Genomic DNA, 16,360 nt, shown 5'->3' on the forward strand with positions numbered 1-16,360 from the left:
GCGTGCGTAACAACACACCTTTTGGGGGGTATTCATGCGTACCAAGCTTCTCGTCGCGCTCGGCGCGGCGACACTTTTGACGTCGCCTGCTTTCGCGGCCGACTTCGCCGGCCCGCGCGCTGAGCTTCGCGGCGGCTGGGACAAGACCACGATCGACGTCGCGTATGACGACGGCGAGGACGAGTTCTCGGACGACGGCAGCGACACCGGTTTCAACATCGGCGCCGAGATCGGCTATGACGCCAAGATCGGCACCGCGCTCATCGCCGGCGTCTATGCCGGCATCGAGGGCGCGACGACCAAGGACTGCGGCGAGCTTTACGGAGACGACGAGGCGTGCCTCAAGCTCGGCCGCAACTTCACGCTCGGCGGCCGCCTCGGCGCGGCGGTCACGCCCAACGCGATGCTTTACGTCAAGGGCGGCTACAGCAACGGCCAGCTGAAGGCGACCTACGACGACTTCCTGGACGACGACTTCGACTATTCGGACAAGGCCAACCGCGACGGTTTCCACTTCGGCGTCGGCGGCGAGCTCGCGGTCAGCACCAACGGTTACGTCCGCGCCGAATATGTCCGCACCAACTACGACGATTACGACAATTCGGAAGACGGCGTCGACATCAACGTCGACAGCCACCGCGACCAGATCCTGTTCGGGTTCGGACTGCGGTTCTAAAGTCAAACGGGGCGGGCGGTCGCGAGGCCGCCCGTCCCGTCATTCGCGGGTGGCAGGGCGTCAGCGGCAGACGATGGCGAACATCCGCTCCTCCTGCGAGCCGGCGACAATCGGCGCCGGGCCGCGGTGCGGGCGGTCGAAATTGTGCGACACGACCCCAGCATCGTCCTCGACGTAATCGAGCAGGGTGTGCCGCCGCGCCGAGCAATCGAACTCAAGCTCGTGCCACCGCGTGCGCTGCTGTGATGGAAATTCCCGGCGCGTCCAGAAGGTGACGCGCGCGCCGTTCCGCGCGACGCTCTCGCGGTCGATGAACTCATTCGACTCCGCGCCGATCGCTACCCAGCGCTCGGGCTGGGCAGCGACGGCGAAAAGGAGAGGCAGGACAAGCACGGAAGGTCCGTGGGTTGATCAGTCGCTGTACTTGACCGCGCAGCCATAGGGCCGGGTGGTCTTTTGCGACACCGGCTTGCCGGCCTTGATCTCGGCAAGCGCGGCGAGCACGTGGTTGCGCGCGCCGTTGACATCGGCCGGGTTGGGGGTCGGCTTGTCGTCGATCCCGCCGGCGTAGACGATGGTGCCGCCCTTATCGACGATGAACATGTGCGGCGTGGTCTTGGCGGCATAGGTCTTGCCGACCACTCCGCGCGGGTCGAGCAGATAGGCGGTCGGCTTGGCACCGGCCTTGGCGAGATGCGCCTTGGCGGCCGCGCCGTCGACATGGCCCTGCTTGCCCGGACCGCCGGAATTGATCGACAGCCACACCACGCCGTCGCGCAGCGCTGCAGCCTGGGTCTTCTGCATGTTGCCGCTGTTGTAGTGCTTTTTCACGAACGGGCATTCGGGGTTGTTCCATTCGAGCACCACGGTCTTGCCGCGATATTGGGACAGGCTGACCGGCTTGCCGTTGACGTCGGCCGCCTTGAAGTTGGGCGCCTGGCTTCCGACCGCGGCGGCGGAGACCGGAGCGGCGAGGAGGGCGAGGACTGCGAACCCGGGGAGAAGAGATTTCATCATCTGTTCCTTTCTGGCTTGGCGAGGTGGGGGGCGAGATCAGCCATATTTGACCGAGCAGCCGAACGGGCGGCTGGTCGGCACCGACACGGCCTTGCCGGCGCGGACTTCGGCGAGCGCTGCAAGGACGTGATTGCGGACCGGGGCGGCGGGATTGTCCGACCCCCCGCTGCTGTCGATCGCACCGGCGTAGGCAAGCTTGCCCGACGGATCGACGACGAACATGTGCGGGGTGGTACGCGCGCCGTAGGTGCGGCCGACGGCGCCTTGAGGGTCGAGCAGATAGGCGGCTGGGCGGGCACCGGATTCGGCGATGAACTCGCGCGCTTCTTCGGCGTCCATATGGCCCTGCTTGCCGGGCGCCGAGCTGTTGACGCTGAGCCACACGACGCCGTCACGCGCGGCAGCGGCATGGGCGCGCTGCATCGCGCCGCTGCCATATTGCTTCTTCACGAACGGGCAGCCGGGATTATTCCATTCGAGGACGACCGGCTTGCCGCGGAATTGGGCGAGCGAGACCTGGCGGCCGGTGGCGTCGGCGAGGGTGAAGTCAGGCGCCGCGCCGCCGACCGCGAGGTCGACCAGCTGGACGTCCGGCTCGTCGAAATAGGTGATCGCCCTGGGGATCGCGAAGGCGCCGGCGGCGAGGAGGAGGACGGCGGCTCCGGCGACGAGCTTCTTGTTCATGCGTACAGTCCCTTATCGAGCGATTGCGGAGATCAGCATTCCGGTGGTGAGCAACTGGGGCAGAATCTCGACCGGCTGGCCGGGGCGATAGACGAGGTAGAGCGGCACGCCCGAGCGGCCGTGGCTGGCAAGGAAGCGGCCGATCGCGGCGTCGCCGCGGGTCCAGTCGCCGACCAGCACGGCGACGTTCTTGTCCTTGAACGCCTTTTCGACCGACGCGCTCTGGAGGGCGCCCTTTTCGTTGACCTTGCAGGTGATGCACCAGTCGGCGGTGAAATAGACGAACACCGGCCGGTTTTCCTGCTGCAGCGCGGCGAGGCGGGCCTCGCTGAACGGCTCGGCGGCGAGCGCTGCGGTCGGCGCGGCCTGGGGCGCGGTGGCGGCGGTCGGGACCACGGCGATGACGGCGGCGGCGGCGAGCGCCGCGGGGATCAGCGGCAGCCATGCGCGGGGACGGTCCTGGCGGCTGCCGACCCACCACAGGGCAAGCGCGAGGAAGAGGGTTGCGGCGAGGCCCAGCGCCATCCCGTCGACTCCGGCCTGGCGGCCGAGGATCCACGCCAGCGCGAGCGCGGTGAGGAACATCGGCACGGACAGGACCCGGCGCAGGCGGCCCATCCACGGGCCGGGCCGGGGCAGGCGGCGGCGAAGCGCGGGGATGAAGCCGAGCAGCAGGAACGGCAAGGCAAGGCCGAAGCCGAGGCCGGCGAAGATCGCCAACGCGAGCGCTGCCGGAAGCACCAGCGCGGCGCCGAGCGCGGCGCCCATGAACGGACCGGTGCACGGCGTGGCGACGAACGCCGCGAGCGCCCCGGTCCAGAATGCGCCGGCAATGCCGCCACGCTCGGCAAGCCGGCCGCCGGCGGTGATCGCGGGCAGCTCGAACAGGCCGGCGAGATTGAGCGCGACGGCGGTGATGAGCAGCAGCAGCACGAGGATCACGCGCGGATCCTGGAGCTGGAACGCCCAGCCGGCCGCGGCTCCGCCGGCGCGCAGGGCGAGGAGGGCCGCGCCGAGCGCGAGGCAGACGAGCACCGCTCCGGCGGTGTAGGCCAGCGCCTCGCGCTTGACCGACCGCTCGTCGCCGCCGGCCTTGGCAATGCTGAGCGCCTTGAGGCTGAGGATCGGGAAGACGCACGGCATGATGTTGAGCAAGAGCCCGCCGACGATCGCGCCGAGCAGCGCGGCGAGGACTGTTGCCACGGTGACTCCGGAGGCGTTGGCGGACAGCGGCTGGCCGTCGGCCGGGACCGCGCCGGGCGCGGCGGTGAGCGACAGGCCGAGGTCCTCGTTGAGCTTCATCACCCCTTCGACCGACGAGAGGGGCTGGGCGCCGGCCGGGGCGGCGGTTTCGACGATGAGATTGTCGCCCGAGCGGCTGACGCTCTGCGGCTTCGAATAATCGAGCGCGCCGTCGGTCAGCGGGAAGAAATAGGGCTCGTCGAGCGCGATGCTGGCGGGCAGCGGGATGGCGAGTCGGAAGCGGCCGTCCTTGAGCTCGAACCGGGCCGGGCTGCCGAGCGGGCGCGGCATGGCGGCGCGGTACTGGTCGAAGCGGGCGCGGTCGGGGCTGGCGGCGGACCCGGCCTCGAGCTCGAGCGCGACCGTGGCGGTCTCGGGAACGCACACTTCCTCGGTACAGGCGAGGTAATCCACTGTGGCGCGGAGCGGCAGGCGGGTGCCGGGGGCGACGCCGGCGGGCACCGCGACGTCGATCAGCTGGGCATAGTCGCCCTTGTAGACATAGTTCATCAGCCCGGCGACGAGCAGGCGATCGGGGACGGGGTACTGGATCGGGCCGGCGGTGAGGCCGGCGGGCACGGTCCAGGCGATCTGCGTTTCGATTCCGCTGTCGCCGGGGTTCTTCCAATAGCCGTGCCAGCCGGGCTTGGGTTTCATCACCAGCGCGAGGGTCGCGGTCTTGCCCGGAACGACGATGCGCGATTCCGGCACGAGGCTGGCGGCGATCGCATTCTTGCCGGGCTGCGGCAGCTGCGCGCGGGCGCCGCCGGCGAGCGTGACGAGCGCCAGCCACAGCATCATCAAGCGCAGCGTCGGGACAAAGCCATGTGCCATGGGCGGCGATGTGCCACGGCCAAGGCGCGCTTGCCATAGGCCGAAGGTCACGGTTCGACGAAGGGACGAACGGCGGTTGGGGCAGACCCCGCCGGCGTCACTGCGCTCGGCGGCTCGCGGCGATGAACTTGCGCACTTCGCTTTCGAGGACCGGCAGCGGGACTGCGCCGATGCCGAGGATCATGGTGTGGAACTTGCGGATGTCGAATTTGGACCCGAGCTCCTTTTCCGCCGCGGCACGTAGGCGGCGGATGGTGATTTCGCCGAGCTTGTAGCTGAGCGCCTGGCCGGGCCAGCTGATGTAGCGGTCGACCTCGGTGCCGACCTCGTGACCCGACAAAGCGGTGTGGCCGGCGAGATAGTCGACCGCTTTCTGCCGGTCCCAACCGTAGAGGTGAAGGCCGGTGTCGATTACGAGACGCGCGGCGCGCCACATCTCGTAGCTCTGCTGGCCGAACCGCTCGTAGGGATTGCGATAGATGCCCATCTCGTTGCCGAGCCATTCGACATAGAGACCCCAGCCCTCGCCATAGCCGGAGAAATAGAGGTTGCGGCGGAAGCGCGGGAGGGCGGGACCTTCCTCGGCGAGCGCGGCCTGGAAGGCGTGGCCCGGAGCGCATTCGTGCAGGGTCAGCGCGGGGATGTTGTAGAGCTGGCGGACCGGCAAATTGTAGGTGTTCATCTGGCACGAGCCGAGCCCGCCGCGCCCGGCGGTGTAGAATGGCGCAAGCGCCTCGGGCACCGGGATGATGGTGAACGGGCGGCGCGGCAGAAGCTCGAAATAGTCCTTCAGTTTGCCGTCGACCCGCTTGGCGACATAGGACGAGACGCCGAGCAGCTCGTCGGGCGTTCGGGCGATGAAGCGCGGGTCGCTCTTGAGGAACTTGAGGAAGCTGGCGAAGTCGCCGGCGTGGCCGGCCGCGCGCATGGTCTTGGCCATCTCGGCCTGGATTCGCGCGACTTCCTTGAGGCCGACCTGGTGGATCTCCTCGGGAGTCAATTCGAGCGTCGTATATTTGCGCACCTGCGAGCGGTAGAAGCCGTCGCCGTTCGGCAGGTCGCGCGCGGCGGTGGTGGTGCGCGCGCCCGGCACATATTCGTCGCGCCAGAAGGCGAGCAGCTTGCGATAGGCCGGAATCACCGAGCCCTGGATCGCGGCGCGGGCGTCGGCGCGAAGCCGCTCGGCCTCGGCGGCGGGGATGTTGGCCGGCAACTCCCTGAAGCTGGAATAGAAGGCGCTGTCGGCGACCGGCTTGATATAGTTGGCGATCGAGCTGTCGCGGCCTTCAAGGGTGAGGCGCGGCGGGGTGAAGCGGCGCTTGAGGCCGGCGCGCATGTTGGCGATGTTCTCGTCGAAGAAGCGCGGCAGGTCGCGCATCCGGGCGATGTAGCGCTTGTAGGAGGCGGCGTCCGACAATTGCCCGCGCGCCTCGTGGTAGGTCCAGAAGTTGCTGTCGCTGTTGGCCGGCATCTCGAAATCGCGAAACGAGATGTCGGCGACCGCCGCTTCGAGCTGGGCGATGAGCACGGCGCGATTGACCTGCTGGGCGGGCGACAGCGCCGCGGGATCGATCCGCCGCGCCTGGGCGAGCAGCCCCGCGAGATGGGCGCCGCGCCGGGCCATCGTCGCGGGGTCGACGCGCGGCAGATAGTGCGCCTGGTCGGTCTGGCCGCGGCTGTCCTCGACCGAGCCATATTCGCGCGACTGCCAGGTGGCGAAGCCCTCGTGCAGTGCGACGAGGGCCTGGTCGGCGGCGCCGGCCGGGGCGGGTGCGGTTGGAGCGGGCGCTTGCGCGCGAGCGGCGGCGGGGAGCGCGGTGGCGGCGAGAGTGGCGGCGAGGAGGAGCGTGCGGGTCATCGCGCCAGCCTAGCGGGGCGGGCGCGCGCCGCAATCCCGCGTTGACCTCGACCGGAAGGGCCCGCACAACCCGCTGCGAGCCTTGTCGGGGAGAGTGATGTGCGGACTTTTAGTGTTGCCTTGGCGCTGGTGAGCGCCGCCCCAGTCGCGGCGCAGGCCACCGATCCCTATCTGTGGCTCGAGGAGATCGAGGGCGCCAAGCCACTCGAGCAGGTCAAGGCGTGGAACGCCGAAACTGAGGCGGTGCTGACCGCGATGCCGGGCTTTGCCGAGCGGCAGGCGCGGGCGGCGAAGATCTTGCAGGACCCGGCGCAGATCGCGATTCCGAGCGCGGTGATCGGCGACAAGGTGCTCAACCATTGGGTCGACGCCAATCACAAGCGCGGGCTGTGGCGCATGGCCAGCCTCGATTCCTATCTCGCCGGCAAGCCCGAGTGGCGGGTGCTCATCGACGTCGATGCGCTTGGGCGTGCGGAGGGCAAGAGCTGGGTGTGGCACGGCGCCGACTGCCTGGCGCCGGAGTACAGGCGCTGCCTGGTGGCGCTGTCGCCGGGCGGGACCGACGCCGACGTGGTGCGCGAGTTCGACCTCCAGACGGGCAAGTTCGTCGACGGCGGGTTCGTGGTGCCCGAAGGCAAGAGCGACGTGGTCTGGCTCAACCGCGACGCGCTGCTGGTGGCGCGAGTCGAGGGCGAGGGGACGGCGACCCGGTCGGGCTATCCGCGGATCGTCAAGATGTGGCGGCGCGGCACGCCGTGGTCGGCCGCGACGACGGTGCTCGAAGGGACCGAAAGCGACATCAGCGTCGGCGGGTCGGTGATCATGGACGGCGAACGGCGGCGGGCGTTCGTGCGCCGCGGGACCGGCTTTTTTGAGTCGCAATGGTCGCTGCTCGATTCCGCCGGCAGGGCGGTCCGACTGCCGATCCCGGAAAGCGTGGTGTTCCGCGACGTGCTCGCCGGGCGCGCGATCGTCAGCCTGGTCGATCCGCTCGGCAGCTTCCTGCCGGGCGACCTCGTCGCGTTCGAGCTCGACCGGCCGTCTGCCGCGCCGACGCTGGTGATGCGGCCGAGCGCCAAGCAATCGATCGAGCAGGTATCGGCCAGCGACAAGGTTCTCTGGGTCAAATTGCTCGACGACGTGTCGGGCAAGCTGCTTGCGCTGCGGCCCGGCGCGGGGGGCAAGTGGACGGCGTCGCCGCTCGACCTTCCGGCCAACAGCACGCTGAGCCTTGGCGCCGTGTCGGGCAAGGGCGACATGGCGTTTGTAGCGGTCGAGGGCATGTTGACCCCGACAGCCTTGCTGGCGGTCGGCGCCGACGGATCGAAGCGCCAGGTGGCGGCGCTGCCAGCGCAATTCGATGCGTCGCAACTGACCGTGGCGCAGCTGTTCGCGACGTCGAAGGATGGCACGCGCGTGCCCTATTTCATCGTCCGCAAGAAGGGATCGGCGGGCGCGGCGCCGGCGCTGATCCACGCCTATGGCGGGTTCCGCGCGGCGCAGACCCCGACCTATCTTACCGGCCAGCCCTATCGTTCAGGACCGCTCGGCTTGTTCTTCGCCGAGGACGGCGGCGCCTATGTGCTGGCCAACATCCGCGGCGGCGGAGAATATGGGCCGGCGTGGCACAAGGCGGCACTGCGCGAAAAGCGCCAGGCAAGCTTCGACGATCTGGAAGCGGTGGCGCGCGACCTCATCGCGCGGGGCATCGCGCGCAAGGATTCGATCGCCATCTCCGGACGCTCGAACGGCGGGGTGCTGACCGGGGCGGCGATCACCCAGCATCCCGACCTCTATCGCGCGGCGATCATCGGCTCACCATTGTTCGACATGCAGCGCTATTCGAAGCTGTCGGCGGGGGCGTCGTGGATCGACGAATATGGCGACCCCGACAAGCCGGCCGACTGGGCGTTCATGAGCCGCTACTCGCCCTACCAGAACATCCGGCCGGGGGTGCGCTATCCGGCGACCTTCTTCTACCTTTCGACCAAGGACGACCGGGTGCATCCCGGCCACGCGCGCAAGGGCGCGGCGAAGCTCAAGGCGACCGGGAGTACGGTCTATTACCACGAGTTCCTGGAAGGCGGCCATTCGGTCGGCGCCGATCGGGCGGAGGACGCCAAGCGCGCGGCGCTGCTGTGGGCGTTCCTGAAGCGCGAGCTGCCGGGCGCGCGCTAGGACACGATCGGCCGGGGGCTTCGGCGGGGGGACAGGTGATGCGTTTGCCACGGGGGATGCCGGCGCTGTCGGGTCATTGGCTGACCGGATTCAAGATCCTGTTTTTCGCGTTGTTGGCAATGGCCCTGATCGGGGTCACGGTCGGCTCGTGGAAGGAGCAGCAGCGCAGCAATCAGACGAACCTAGCCTATTACGGAGCGGGGTTGCGAGCCGATTCCGAGCTGCGCGTTTCGCCGATGGGAAATCCGGCCTCGACAATCGTCCCGCGGAGCCGGCTTCTCGCTATCGACGGTCAGCCCCAGTCACCGGAAAAGACCGCGGCCAACCGCCGCAAAATTGCCGAGGCGCTCGACGGGCCGATCGGCCGGCGGCTCGAGGTGACGATGCGCGCGCCCGATGGCGCGGTGACCACGCACCAGATCGTCCGTGGCCCGCAGTATCTGGCGGCCAGCGACGCGGCGATGCCGCTCACCTATCGGACGCGGGCGGCATTCTACGTGGCGGTCGACATCATTTTGTCAACACTCGCCATCGTTGCCGCGATCCTGCTGTTTCGCGGCCGCCCGCGCGACCCGGTGGTAGCCCTGCTGAGCACTGCTTTTCTCGCCATTCCGGCGATGAGCACATTGCTCCTCCTGGGCGATACAGCGCTTGCGGAAGCGATCGGGACCGTCGGCGGCAAGGTGGCGAGCGCCTGTATCCTTTTAGGTTTGCTCGTGTTCCCGTCGGGCCGCTTCGAGCCGCGCTGGTCTTTGATCGGTATCCCGCTGATCGCGGCGGTGGTGCTTCGGGACCAGCTGTTCGCACAGGCTCCGGTTTTCGACGTCGTCCCGGGCATGCTGGCCCTGCTGACGATCATCGCGGCGGTGTTGGTCCGCTATCGCCGACTGGCGCCGGGGATCGAGGGCCAGCAGGTCAAATGGGCAGTGCTCGGACTGACGATCCTGGTCGCCACGCAGCTCGTGAGCCTGCCGCTGGACCTGCTGCAGCAGCGGAACGACGACGAGTGGTTCTATTTTGTCCTGGCCGTCGCCGACAGTGTCGCCACCCTGCTTGGCTTCGTTGCTTTGTTCGGCGGGCTGATCGTCTCGCTGCTCCGTTTCCGGCTCTATGATGCCGAGGCGGCGATCAGCAAATCGGCGGTCTATGCGGCGATGACCGTAGCGCTGATCGGGACCTTCGCCGCGACCGAGAAATTGATCGAAATCCTCAGCGAACGCTATCTCGCAGGCGATGCCGGCGCCTATGCCGGAGCGGCCGGGGCGGGGCTTGCGGCGGTGATGATCGCGCCGCTTCACAAGCGCATGAGCGGCTGGGCCGAGCGGCGCTTCCAGAAGGGCCTGCTGCGCCTTCGCCGCGACCTGCCGCTGTTGGTCGGCGATTTGCGCGAGACTTCCTCGACCCGGACGCTCGCCGAGACCGCGCTGGCGCGAATCATCGAACCGGTGCGGGCGTGCCGCGGTGCCATCCTCGTCGCAACCGCCAAGGGAGAGGCGCTGGTCGCCAGCCGCGACGTGGAGCCCGCTGCCGTATCCGCCTGGCTGGCCGCCAATCGGCCGGAGGAGGCGCAGCGGATCGAACGCGACGACAGCCTGTTCCCCTATCGCGCGCCGCTCGCCGCCGATGGGGTTGGGACGGTCGGCTGGTTGCTGCTCGGCCCGCGGCCCGACGGGACGATGATCGGCAAGGACGAACGCGAAGCGCTCGAGGGGATCGACGAAGCGCTCGCCCGGGCGCTGGCGATCACTCGGGCCCGCGAACGGCAGCAATCGAACCGCGACCGGGAACGCCGCGGCATGGCGAGGCGGTTGAAGGAGCTCGAAAGGATGGTGATGGGCCTGGTCGGGCAGTCGCCCAAGCCGGCCTAGGGCCGGCGCGGGGGGACGTCGAGGGTGGCGGTGCCGGGGTGATGCTTGTCGAGGTGGCGCTTGATGATGCGCAGATTGCGGGTGTTCGAGCGGAAGAAATAATCGGGCACCGCGCCGACCCACGGGATCAGGCCGAGCAGCCAGTCGACGCCGATGTTGCCGGCCATTCGGGTCATGGCGGTCTTGGGCATGCCGAGGTTGCGCGCTTCCCAGGCGAGATACGCGCCGATTGCCGCGGCGGCGGTCGGGCCGACCACCGGCACGAAATCGAGGATCACGTCGAGCCCGAGCTTGCGGCTGGTGCCGGGGATGGTGACGAGGCGTTCCATAACTCGTTCGAGCGCCTCGACCCGGGCGCGCACCGCCGCCGGGCTGGTATCGAGTTGCGGTTGTGGAAATCTGGGCGCCATCAGTCGCTTTCCCGCCGGGCCTGCTTGTCGATCCCGACCAACGGATGGCGCGCGACAATGTTCTCCTGGAAGCCGGGCAGGCGGTCGTCGACCAGCGACCAGCGGATCGGCGCGGCGATGGCGATGAACGCGGTTTGCTCGTCGAGCAGCCGGGCGGCCTCGGCGAGGAACGCGGCGCGCTGGGCGGCGACAATGGCGAGTCGGCCGCTGTCCATCAGCCCGTCGGCATCCTTCGAGCAGACCGGCGTGACGGCGCAGCGGAACTGGCGGACGAACCAGGCGGGCGAGCTGGTCGGGGCAACCGCATCGAGCAGGACGAAGTCGCTTGGGCCACCGGCAGTTGCGCGTTCGACGGTGAGGCCGAGCACGCCCCAGTCTGCGCGCAGGCGGGCGAGGAGCAGGTCGGCGCCGGGGCCCTCGGGCAGCCGCACACGGACGGTCGGGCGCTCGCCGTCGCCGAACAGCCGCGCCGCTTCGCCGGTCAGGAAGGCCCGGCGGGCGGCTTGATCGACCGGCGGCGGCGGCGCAACGGGGGGCGGGGGCAAGCCTTCGAGCCCGGCCTGAAGGATCGAGGTGCGCGGGGCGAGGCCGGGGACGTCGAGCGCGGCGACCAGCGCCTGGCGCTCGAGCGCGGTGCCGAGCAGCCGGCGCGCGTCCGGAGTGGCGAGGGGGCCGGAGGTGCGGCGCGGGACCAGGCCGAACAGACCGGCGGCGGGATCGAAGCGCAGCACGGTGCGCTTGAGCTCGGCGCGGCGCGCGAGGGGCAGGTCGGTGAAGGTCCCGCCGAGCACCAGCCGCGCCTTGCCGTCGGCGAACAGCGCGATCGCCTCGCGCGCGGGTGCGGAGCGAAGGCGCACGCGCTCGAGCACGTCGGGGCCGTCGACCACCGACTTGCGATAGGTCAGCGCGCGCCAGCCGGGCTGCGGCTGATCCGCATCAAGCATGAACGGGCCGGTGCCGATGCCGTCGCGGGTGAGGCCGAATTCGGGCTGGGCGAGCAGGCCGAGGAGGTTGGGACGCGGCGCGACGAGCCGGATTTCGATCACCCGGTCGGTCATCGCGACCACGTCCTCGATCGCGCCGAGCGAGTCCTTGAGCGGATTGCGGCTGTCGGCGCGCAGCTGGCGCTTGAGCAGGCGCACGATGTCGCGGGCGCGAATGTCGCGGCCGTCGGGCCATTTGCCCGAGCCGAGCCGGAAGACGTAGCTCAGCCCGTCGTCGCTGACGTTCCAGCGCTCGGCCAGGCCGGGGATGATCTCGCCGCGCGAATCGAACCGGACCAGGCCTTGCGCCATATTTTGAAGCGCGACCTGCTGCGGAGCGCCGAGCGGACCGGCGGCCGGATCGGCGAGGCGCGGGGCGGCGGTCCCGATAATGACGACGTCGATCGCCTGCGCGTCCCTGCGCCCGCAGCCGGCGAGCAGCGCCGCGGCGGCGAGGGCGAGCAGCGGGAGGACGGCGCGCGGCATCGCTCCGGTCTAGCGCCCCGCCGCGGTTCAGCAAGCATCTGGCACTGGCCGACCGACTGTTTTATTGACATAAGTCACCGGCTTGGTCTTTTGGCTTTTACGAATGAACGACGGCGGCTTCATCTGGCAGCGCGGCGGGCGCAACATCGAGGAACTGCCCGATCCGTTCACCGCGCCGGTGGTGCCGCCGCCGGCCGAGAACGCGGTCGCGCCGAAGCCGCGGCGCTGGCGCTATCTGTTCTACGGCCTGTTCTTCCTCGTCGCGGCGATCCTGCTGTGGCTGGTGGTGACCGCGCCGCTCGGCCGCGCGCTCGAGCCGCTCGACGACCCGGCGCTGCTGCTGGTCAGCCAGGAGGGCAAGCCGATCGCCCGGCGCGGAGCGATCAAGGACGAGCCGGTCAGCGTCGCCAAGCTCGACCCGCTGACACCGGCGGCGTTCGTCGCGATCGAGGACCGGCGCTTCCGCCGCCATTGGGGGATCGACCCGCGCGCGATCGGCCGCGCGCTGGTGACGAATATGCGCGCCGGCGGGGTGCGCCAGGGCGGCAGCACGCTGACCCAGCAATTGGCCAAGACGAGCTTCCTGTCCTCAGACCGGTCGATGAAGCGCAAGGCGCAGGAGCTGATCATCGCCTTCTGGCTGGAAGGCTGGCTGACCAAGGACGAGATTTTGTCGCGCTATCTGTCGAGCGTCTATTTCGGCGACGGCGTCTATGGGCTGCGGGCGGCGGCACGGCATTATTTCGGTCGCAAGCCGGAGAATCTGACGCTGGCGCAGTCGGCGATGCTCGCCGGGCTGGTGCAGGCGCCGTCGCGGCTGGCGCCCACCAAGAACCTCGCCGGGGCGCAAAAGCGCAGCCGGCTGGTGCTCCAGGCGATGGCCGATACCGGCGTGATCACCCAGTCGCGGGCGCGCGCGACCCGCTCGGCGGTGCCGGTCCGCAACGGCGGCAAGATCCCGACCGGGACCTATTTCGCCGACTGGGTCGCGCCGGCCGCGCAAAAGGCGTTCGAGGCCGACTATGGCGAGATCAAGGTGACGACCACGCTCGACGCCGACCTGCAGCGGCTGGCGGTGCGCGCGGTGACCGGGGTTCCGCTGGGCGAGGCGCAGGCGGCGCTGGTGGCGATGCGCCCCGACGGCCGGGTCGTCGCGATGATCGGCGGCAAGAGCTACAAGACCTCGCCGTTCAACCGCGCCACGCAGGCACGGCGCCAGCCGGGCAGCGCGTTCAAGCTGTTCGTTTATCTCGCCGCGCTGCGCGCCGGCTACACGCCGGACAGCGTCATCGAGGATCGGCCGATCACCATCGACGGCTGGTCGCCAGCCAACAATGATGGGGTCTATCGCGGGTCGATCACGCTGCGCGAGGCGTTCGAGCGGTCGAGCAATGCCGCCGCGGTACGGCTGAGCGAGCGGGTCGGCCGCGGCAACGTGCTGCGCGCCGCGCGCGAGCTCGGCATTCGCTCGCCGCTGCCGGATTCGCCGAGCGTCGCGCTGGGTACGGCGGGAGTCAGTTTGCTGGAGCTGACCTCGGCCTATGCGGCGGTGGCGAGCGGGCGCTATCCGGTGCGCGCAACGGGGCTGCCGCCGCTCGCCGAGGCCAAGGCGGGCGCGATGGACGGCTGGTTCGAGCGCGGCGGCCGGCTCGACCGAGGCCGCGACTGGGCGCCGATGCTCGATCTGCTGTGGGCCTCGGCCAATCGCGGCACCGGTAAGCGCGCTGCTCTTGGCGTGCCAACCTACGGCAAGACCGGAACGACGCAGAACAATCGCGACGCGATCTTTGTCGGCTTCGCGGGCGACCTGGTGGTCGGCGTGTGGGTCGGGCGCGACGACGACAAGTCGCTCGGCAAGGTCACCGGAGGGACCGCGCCGGCGCAGATCTGGCGGCGGTTCATGACGAGCGCGCTCAGCGTCGACGGGCGGCGCGGGCCGCCGCTGCCGTATCGCCCGCGCCAGGCGCCGGCGCTGCCCGCGCACGAGCGGCAGAGCCCGATACCGGACGAGTGGTCGGCGCCCGGGCGCGCGATCGACGATGTGCTCAACGCGCTCGACGATCTGCTGTCCCAATAGGGTGTCGAGAAGCCGAACATGGTGAACGCCGCTTAAGCACGGCGGCTTAAACCTTTCTCAACCTTCTGGCGCGAAAAGCGACCTATCCGAGGCGCGCAAGTCAGGCGAGTCCGGGTGGGGCAAGACCCCTTTTGTGGACTGAGGAGACCAGACATGGCCAAGTTTCTGAAGATGATTCGTGACAACAAGGGTGCCACCGCGATCGAGTACGGCCTGATCGCCGCCCTCATCGCCGTTGCGGCGATCGCCGCGATGGAGAGCATCGGCACCAAGCTGGGCACGACCTTCAACAACGTTTCGAACGAGCTCTAAGCTTCGTTTGGAAGTTGAAACGGGGCGGCGGCGTCGAAAGACGCCGCCGCTTTCGTTTGTGCGGCGGATTCAGCGAAGCCGCTTGGCGGCGAAGGCACGGCCCGAGCCAGTTTTGAGATAGCGCTCGAAGGCGACCGCGACGGCTTCATCGCTAAAGTGATGGTACGAGATTAGGCGCCACGGCTTGAATTTAGCGGTGTGCGAAGATTGACCGGCGTTATGGGCATGGAGCCGGGCGTCCAAGTCGGAGCACAGGCCCGTGTAAATCTGATCCGGGTGCTCGACGCTCTGCAGAACATAGACGATCTGCCTGGGTGGCAACCGGCCCTCCTACGCTCTGCGAGCTTCGGCGGGCAGCCTTCGACTCGACTTAGCTCCGGCTGGCTTGCCAGCCGAAGCCGCGTCAGCGGCGAAGGCTGGTGGAGCCGAGGGGGATCGAACCCCTGACCTCTGCAATGCCATTGCAGCGCTCTCCCAGCTGAGCTACGGCCCCGATGCGTCGCGCCTTTAGGGGAGGATGCGGCGGCTGCCAACGGGAAAATCTCCCGCCCGCGCAATCTCCCGAAAAAGCCGAAACCTAGTGTTCTTCGTCCTCGCCGCCGCCGGTCTCGACTCCGAGATCGTCGTCGCCGGTCGACAGGTCGACCTCGTCGTCGGCGCTGGGCTCCTCGTCCTCGTCGATCGCCAGCTCGTCGGCGGCCAGATCCTCGTCCGGCTTTTCCTTCTCCTTGACCGCGGCAACCGCCTCGAACGGCATCGGCTGCTTGGACTTCAGCACCGGCTCGGGCACGAACGGCGTGGCGCAGGCGATGCAAGTGACGGGATCGTCCTTGCCAAGATCATAAAAACGCGTCGCGCACTTGGGGCAGGTGCGCTTGGTGCCCCATTCGGCTTTGACCATCGGGTCTCAAACTCCAGATTGACTAGCTTGGCGCCAGGCCAGCGAGGGCCGCCGGCGCGATCGGCGGGCGCCTTGCCATAGGCGTGGGCCACTGTCAAAGCGCCCGCCATGCCATCCGCCACGCCGCTGGTCATCGCCGTCGACGGCCCCGCCGCCAGCGGCAAGGGCACGATCGCGCGGGCACTCGCGGCGCACTTCGGGCTGCTGCACATGGACACCGGGCTGCTGTATCGCGCGGTCGCGCTCAGCCTGTTCCGCTTCGGCGGCGATGCGGCAAGCGAGTTCGAGGCGGCGCGCGCGGTCCACGAGATCGACAAGATCGACCCCAGCGACGAGGAGCTTCGAAGCGAGATCGTCGGCGGCATGGCGAGCCGGATCTCGGCCTATCCGGCAGTCCGCGCGGCGCTCCTCGACAAGCAGCGCTCCTTCGCCGGCCAGGCGGGCGGGGCAGTGCTCGACGGGCGCGACATCGGCACGGTCATCGCTCCGGACGCAACGATCAAGCTGTTCGTCACCGCCAGCGCCGAAGTGCGGGCACGGCGGCGAATGGCGGAGCTGGAGGCGCGCGGCATGCCGGCCCATTTCGACGAGGTGCTGGCCGACATCCGCGCCCGCGACGAGCGCGATAGCGGGCGCGCCGCGGCGCCGTTGGAGCAGGCGGTGGATGCATTGCTGCTCGACACCAGCGAAATGGATGTGGCGGCGGCGGTCACGGCGGCGATAGGACTGTGCGAGGAGCGCGCCGGCACCCCCGATTAGGGACACGAAAGGCGGCGCACTTACAATCGGCGGCCGTTGCGCCTATATGGGTCGGGCTCTTAGTCGCAAATCGAC

General features: G+C 69.1%; 15 protein-coding genes and 1 tRNA gene. 6 read left to right on the forward strand and 10 right to left on the reverse strand.

Annotated elements, in window-relative coordinates:
- Positions 1-34: 34 nt before the first annotated feature.
- Positions 35-676 (forward strand): outer membrane protein, encoded by a 642-nt coding sequence (locus D0Z60_RS02260; protein WP_118856662.1) that lies wholly within the window; start codon positions 35-37, stop codon positions 674-676.
- A 60-nt stretch (positions 677-736) separates the two neighbouring features.
- Here D0Z60_RS02260 and D0Z60_RS02265 read toward each other — a convergent pair whose 3' ends face one another.
- From D0Z60_RS02265 to D0Z60_RS02285, 5 genes are all read right to left on the reverse strand, one after another.
- Positions 737-1,069, reverse strand: coding sequence for a surface-adhesin E family protein (locus D0Z60_RS02265; protein ID WP_118856664.1), 333 nt, complete (start codon positions 1,067-1,069; stop codon positions 737-739).
- A gap of 18 nt (positions 1,070-1,087) precedes the next feature.
- The gene (locus D0Z60_RS02270; protein WP_118858391.1) at positions 1,088-1,690 is read right to left on the reverse strand and encodes a redoxin domain-containing protein; all 603 of its coding nucleotides are present in this window, start codon (positions 1,688-1,690) and stop codon (positions 1,088-1,090) included.
- Positions 1,691-1,729: 39 nt separating this feature from the next.
- Positions 1,730-2,377, reverse strand: coding sequence for a redoxin domain-containing protein (locus tag D0Z60_RS02275; protein ID WP_118856666.1), 648 nt, complete (start codon positions 2,375-2,377; stop codon positions 1,730-1,732).
- 12 nt (positions 2,378-2,389) lie between these two features.
- Complete coding sequence (locus D0Z60_RS02280; RefSeq protein ID WP_118856667.1) at positions 2,390-4,453, reverse strand: protein-disulfide reductase DsbD family protein; 2,064 nt, start codon at positions 4,451-4,453, stop codon at positions 2,390-2,392.
- Between the two features lie 97 nt (positions 4,454-4,550).
- A complete protein-coding gene (locus tag D0Z60_RS02285; RefSeq protein WP_118856669.1) occupies positions 4,551-6,311 on the reverse strand; it encodes a DUF885 domain-containing protein in 1,761 nt (586 codons plus the stop codon).
- A 129-nt stretch (positions 6,312-6,440) separates the two neighbouring features.
- Here D0Z60_RS02285 and D0Z60_RS02290 point away from each other — a divergent pair, with 129 nt between their 5' ends.
- Together D0Z60_RS02290 and D0Z60_RS02295 are read left to right on the forward strand one after the other, a co-directional pair.
- A complete protein-coding gene (locus tag D0Z60_RS02290; RefSeq protein ID WP_240325509.1) occupies positions 6,441-8,489 on the forward strand; it encodes a prolyl oligopeptidase family serine peptidase in 2,049 nt (682 codons plus the stop codon).
- A 56-nt stretch (positions 8,490-8,545) separates the two neighbouring features.
- Positions 8,546-10,357, forward strand: coding sequence for a hypothetical protein (locus D0Z60_RS02295; protein ID WP_118856673.1), 1,812 nt, complete (start codon positions 8,546-8,548; stop codon positions 10,355-10,357).
- Here D0Z60_RS02295 and D0Z60_RS02300 read toward each other — a convergent pair.
- Together D0Z60_RS02300 and D0Z60_RS02305 are read right to left on the reverse strand one after the other, a co-directional pair.
- Complete coding sequence (locus D0Z60_RS02300; protein ID WP_118856675.1) at positions 10,354-10,767, reverse strand: DUF4112 domain-containing protein; 414 nt, start codon at positions 10,765-10,767, stop codon at positions 10,354-10,356. The two genes, D0Z60_RS02295 and D0Z60_RS02300, sit on opposite strands and share 4 nt — an antisense overlap.
- On the reverse strand, positions 10,767-12,236 hold the full coding sequence (locus D0Z60_RS02305) for an ABC transporter substrate-binding protein (RefSeq protein ID WP_118856677.1): 1,470 nt from the start codon (positions 12,234-12,236) through the stop codon (positions 10,767-10,769). The genes D0Z60_RS02300 and D0Z60_RS02305 overlap by 1 nt, the downstream gene beginning before the upstream one ends.
- Positions 12,237-12,339: 103 nt before the next feature.
- Between D0Z60_RS02305 and D0Z60_RS02310 the strand changes: the two genes are divergently transcribed.
- Both D0Z60_RS02310 and D0Z60_RS02315 read left to right on the forward strand, forming a co-directional pair.
- Positions 12,340-14,313: a transglycosylase domain-containing protein gene (locus tag D0Z60_RS02310; RefSeq protein ID WP_118856682.1), complete on the forward strand. Its 1,974-nt coding sequence runs from the start codon at positions 12,340-12,342 to the stop codon at positions 14,311-14,313.
- 153 nt (positions 14,314-14,466) lie between these two features.
- Positions 14,467-14,625 carry a Flp family type IVb pilin gene (locus D0Z60_RS02315; protein ID WP_118856684.1) on the forward strand — a complete coding sequence of 53 codons (159 nt, stop codon included), beginning with the start codon at positions 14,467-14,469 and terminating at the stop codon, positions 14,623-14,625.
- Between the two features lie 69 nt (positions 14,626-14,694).
- Here D0Z60_RS02315 and D0Z60_RS12080 read toward each other — a convergent pair whose 3' ends face one another.
- The 3 genes from D0Z60_RS12080 to D0Z60_RS02330 form a co-directional block, all read right to left on the reverse strand.
- Positions 14,695-14,946: a GIY-YIG nuclease family protein gene (locus D0Z60_RS12080; protein WP_205421024.1), complete on the reverse strand. Its 252-nt coding sequence runs from the start codon at positions 14,944-14,946 to the stop codon at positions 14,695-14,697.
- Positions 14,947-15,042: 96 nt separating this feature from the next.
- A tRNA-Ala gene (locus tag D0Z60_RS02325) sits at positions 15,043-15,118 on the reverse strand.
- Between the two features lie 84 nt (positions 15,119-15,202).
- Positions 15,203-15,526 (reverse strand): TIGR02300 family protein, encoded by a 324-nt coding sequence (locus D0Z60_RS02330; protein ID WP_118856686.1) that lies wholly within the window; start codon positions 15,524-15,526, stop codon positions 15,203-15,205.
- Positions 15,527-15,652: 126 nt separating this feature from the next.
- Here D0Z60_RS02330 and cmk point away from each other — a divergent pair, with 126 nt between their 5' ends.
- Positions 15,653-16,285: a (d)CMP kinase gene (cmk, locus tag D0Z60_RS02335; protein WP_118858393.1), complete on the forward strand. Its 633-nt coding sequence runs from the start codon at positions 15,653-15,655 to the stop codon at positions 16,283-16,285.
- The last annotated feature ends 75 nt before the right edge of the window (positions 16,286-16,360 follow it).

This window comes from Sphingomonas mesophila (assembly GCF_003499275.1).
GTDB classification, from domain to species: Bacteria; Pseudomonadota; Alphaproteobacteria; order Sphingomonadales; family Sphingomonadaceae; genus Sphingomicrobium; species Sphingomicrobium mesophilum.

Excerpts from the sequence above, each read along its gene's own strand:
- D0Z60_RS02330 (WP_118856686.1), bottom strand. The coding sequence starts at position 15,526 with ATGGTCAAAGCCGAATGGGGCACCAAGCGCACCTGCCCCAAGTGCGCG.
- D0Z60_RS02300 (WP_118856675.1), bottom strand. The coding sequence starts at position 10,767 with ATGGCGCCCAGATTTCCACAACCGCAACTCGATACCAGCCCGGCGGCG.
- D0Z60_RS02260 (WP_118856662.1), top strand. The coding sequence starts at position 35 with ATGCGTACCAAGCTTCTCGTCGCGCTCGGCGCGGCGACACTTTTGACG.
- D0Z60_RS02305 (WP_118856677.1), bottom strand. The coding sequence starts at position 12,236 with ATGCCGCGCGCCGTCCTCCCGCTGCTCGCCCTCGCCGCCGCGGCGCTG.
- D0Z60_RS02280 (WP_118856667.1), bottom strand. The coding sequence starts at position 4,453 with ATGGCACATGGCTTTGTCCCGACGCTGCGCTTGATGATGCTGTGGCTG.
- D0Z60_RS02270 (WP_118858391.1), bottom strand. The coding sequence starts at position 1,690 with ATGAAATCTCTTCTCCCCGGGTTCGCAGTCCTCGCCCTCCTCGCCGCT.
- D0Z60_RS02295 (WP_118856673.1), top strand. The coding sequence starts at position 8,546 with ATGCCGGCGCTGTCGGGTCATTGGCTGACCGGATTCAAGATCCTGTTT.
- D0Z60_RS02310 (WP_118856682.1), top strand. The coding sequence starts at position 12,340 with ATGAACGACGGCGGCTTCATCTGGCAGCGCGGCGGGCGCAACATCGAG.
- D0Z60_RS02285 (WP_118856669.1), bottom strand. The coding sequence starts at position 6,311 with ATGACCCGCACGCTCCTCCTCGCCGCCACTCTCGCCGCCACCGCGCTC.
- D0Z60_RS02315 (WP_118856684.1), top strand. The coding sequence starts at position 14,467 with ATGGCCAAGTTTCTGAAGATGATTCGTGACAACAAGGGTGCCACCGCG.
- D0Z60_RS02275 (WP_118856666.1), bottom strand. The coding sequence starts at position 2,377 with ATGAACAAGAAGCTCGTCGCCGGAGCCGCCGTCCTCCTCCTCGCCGCC.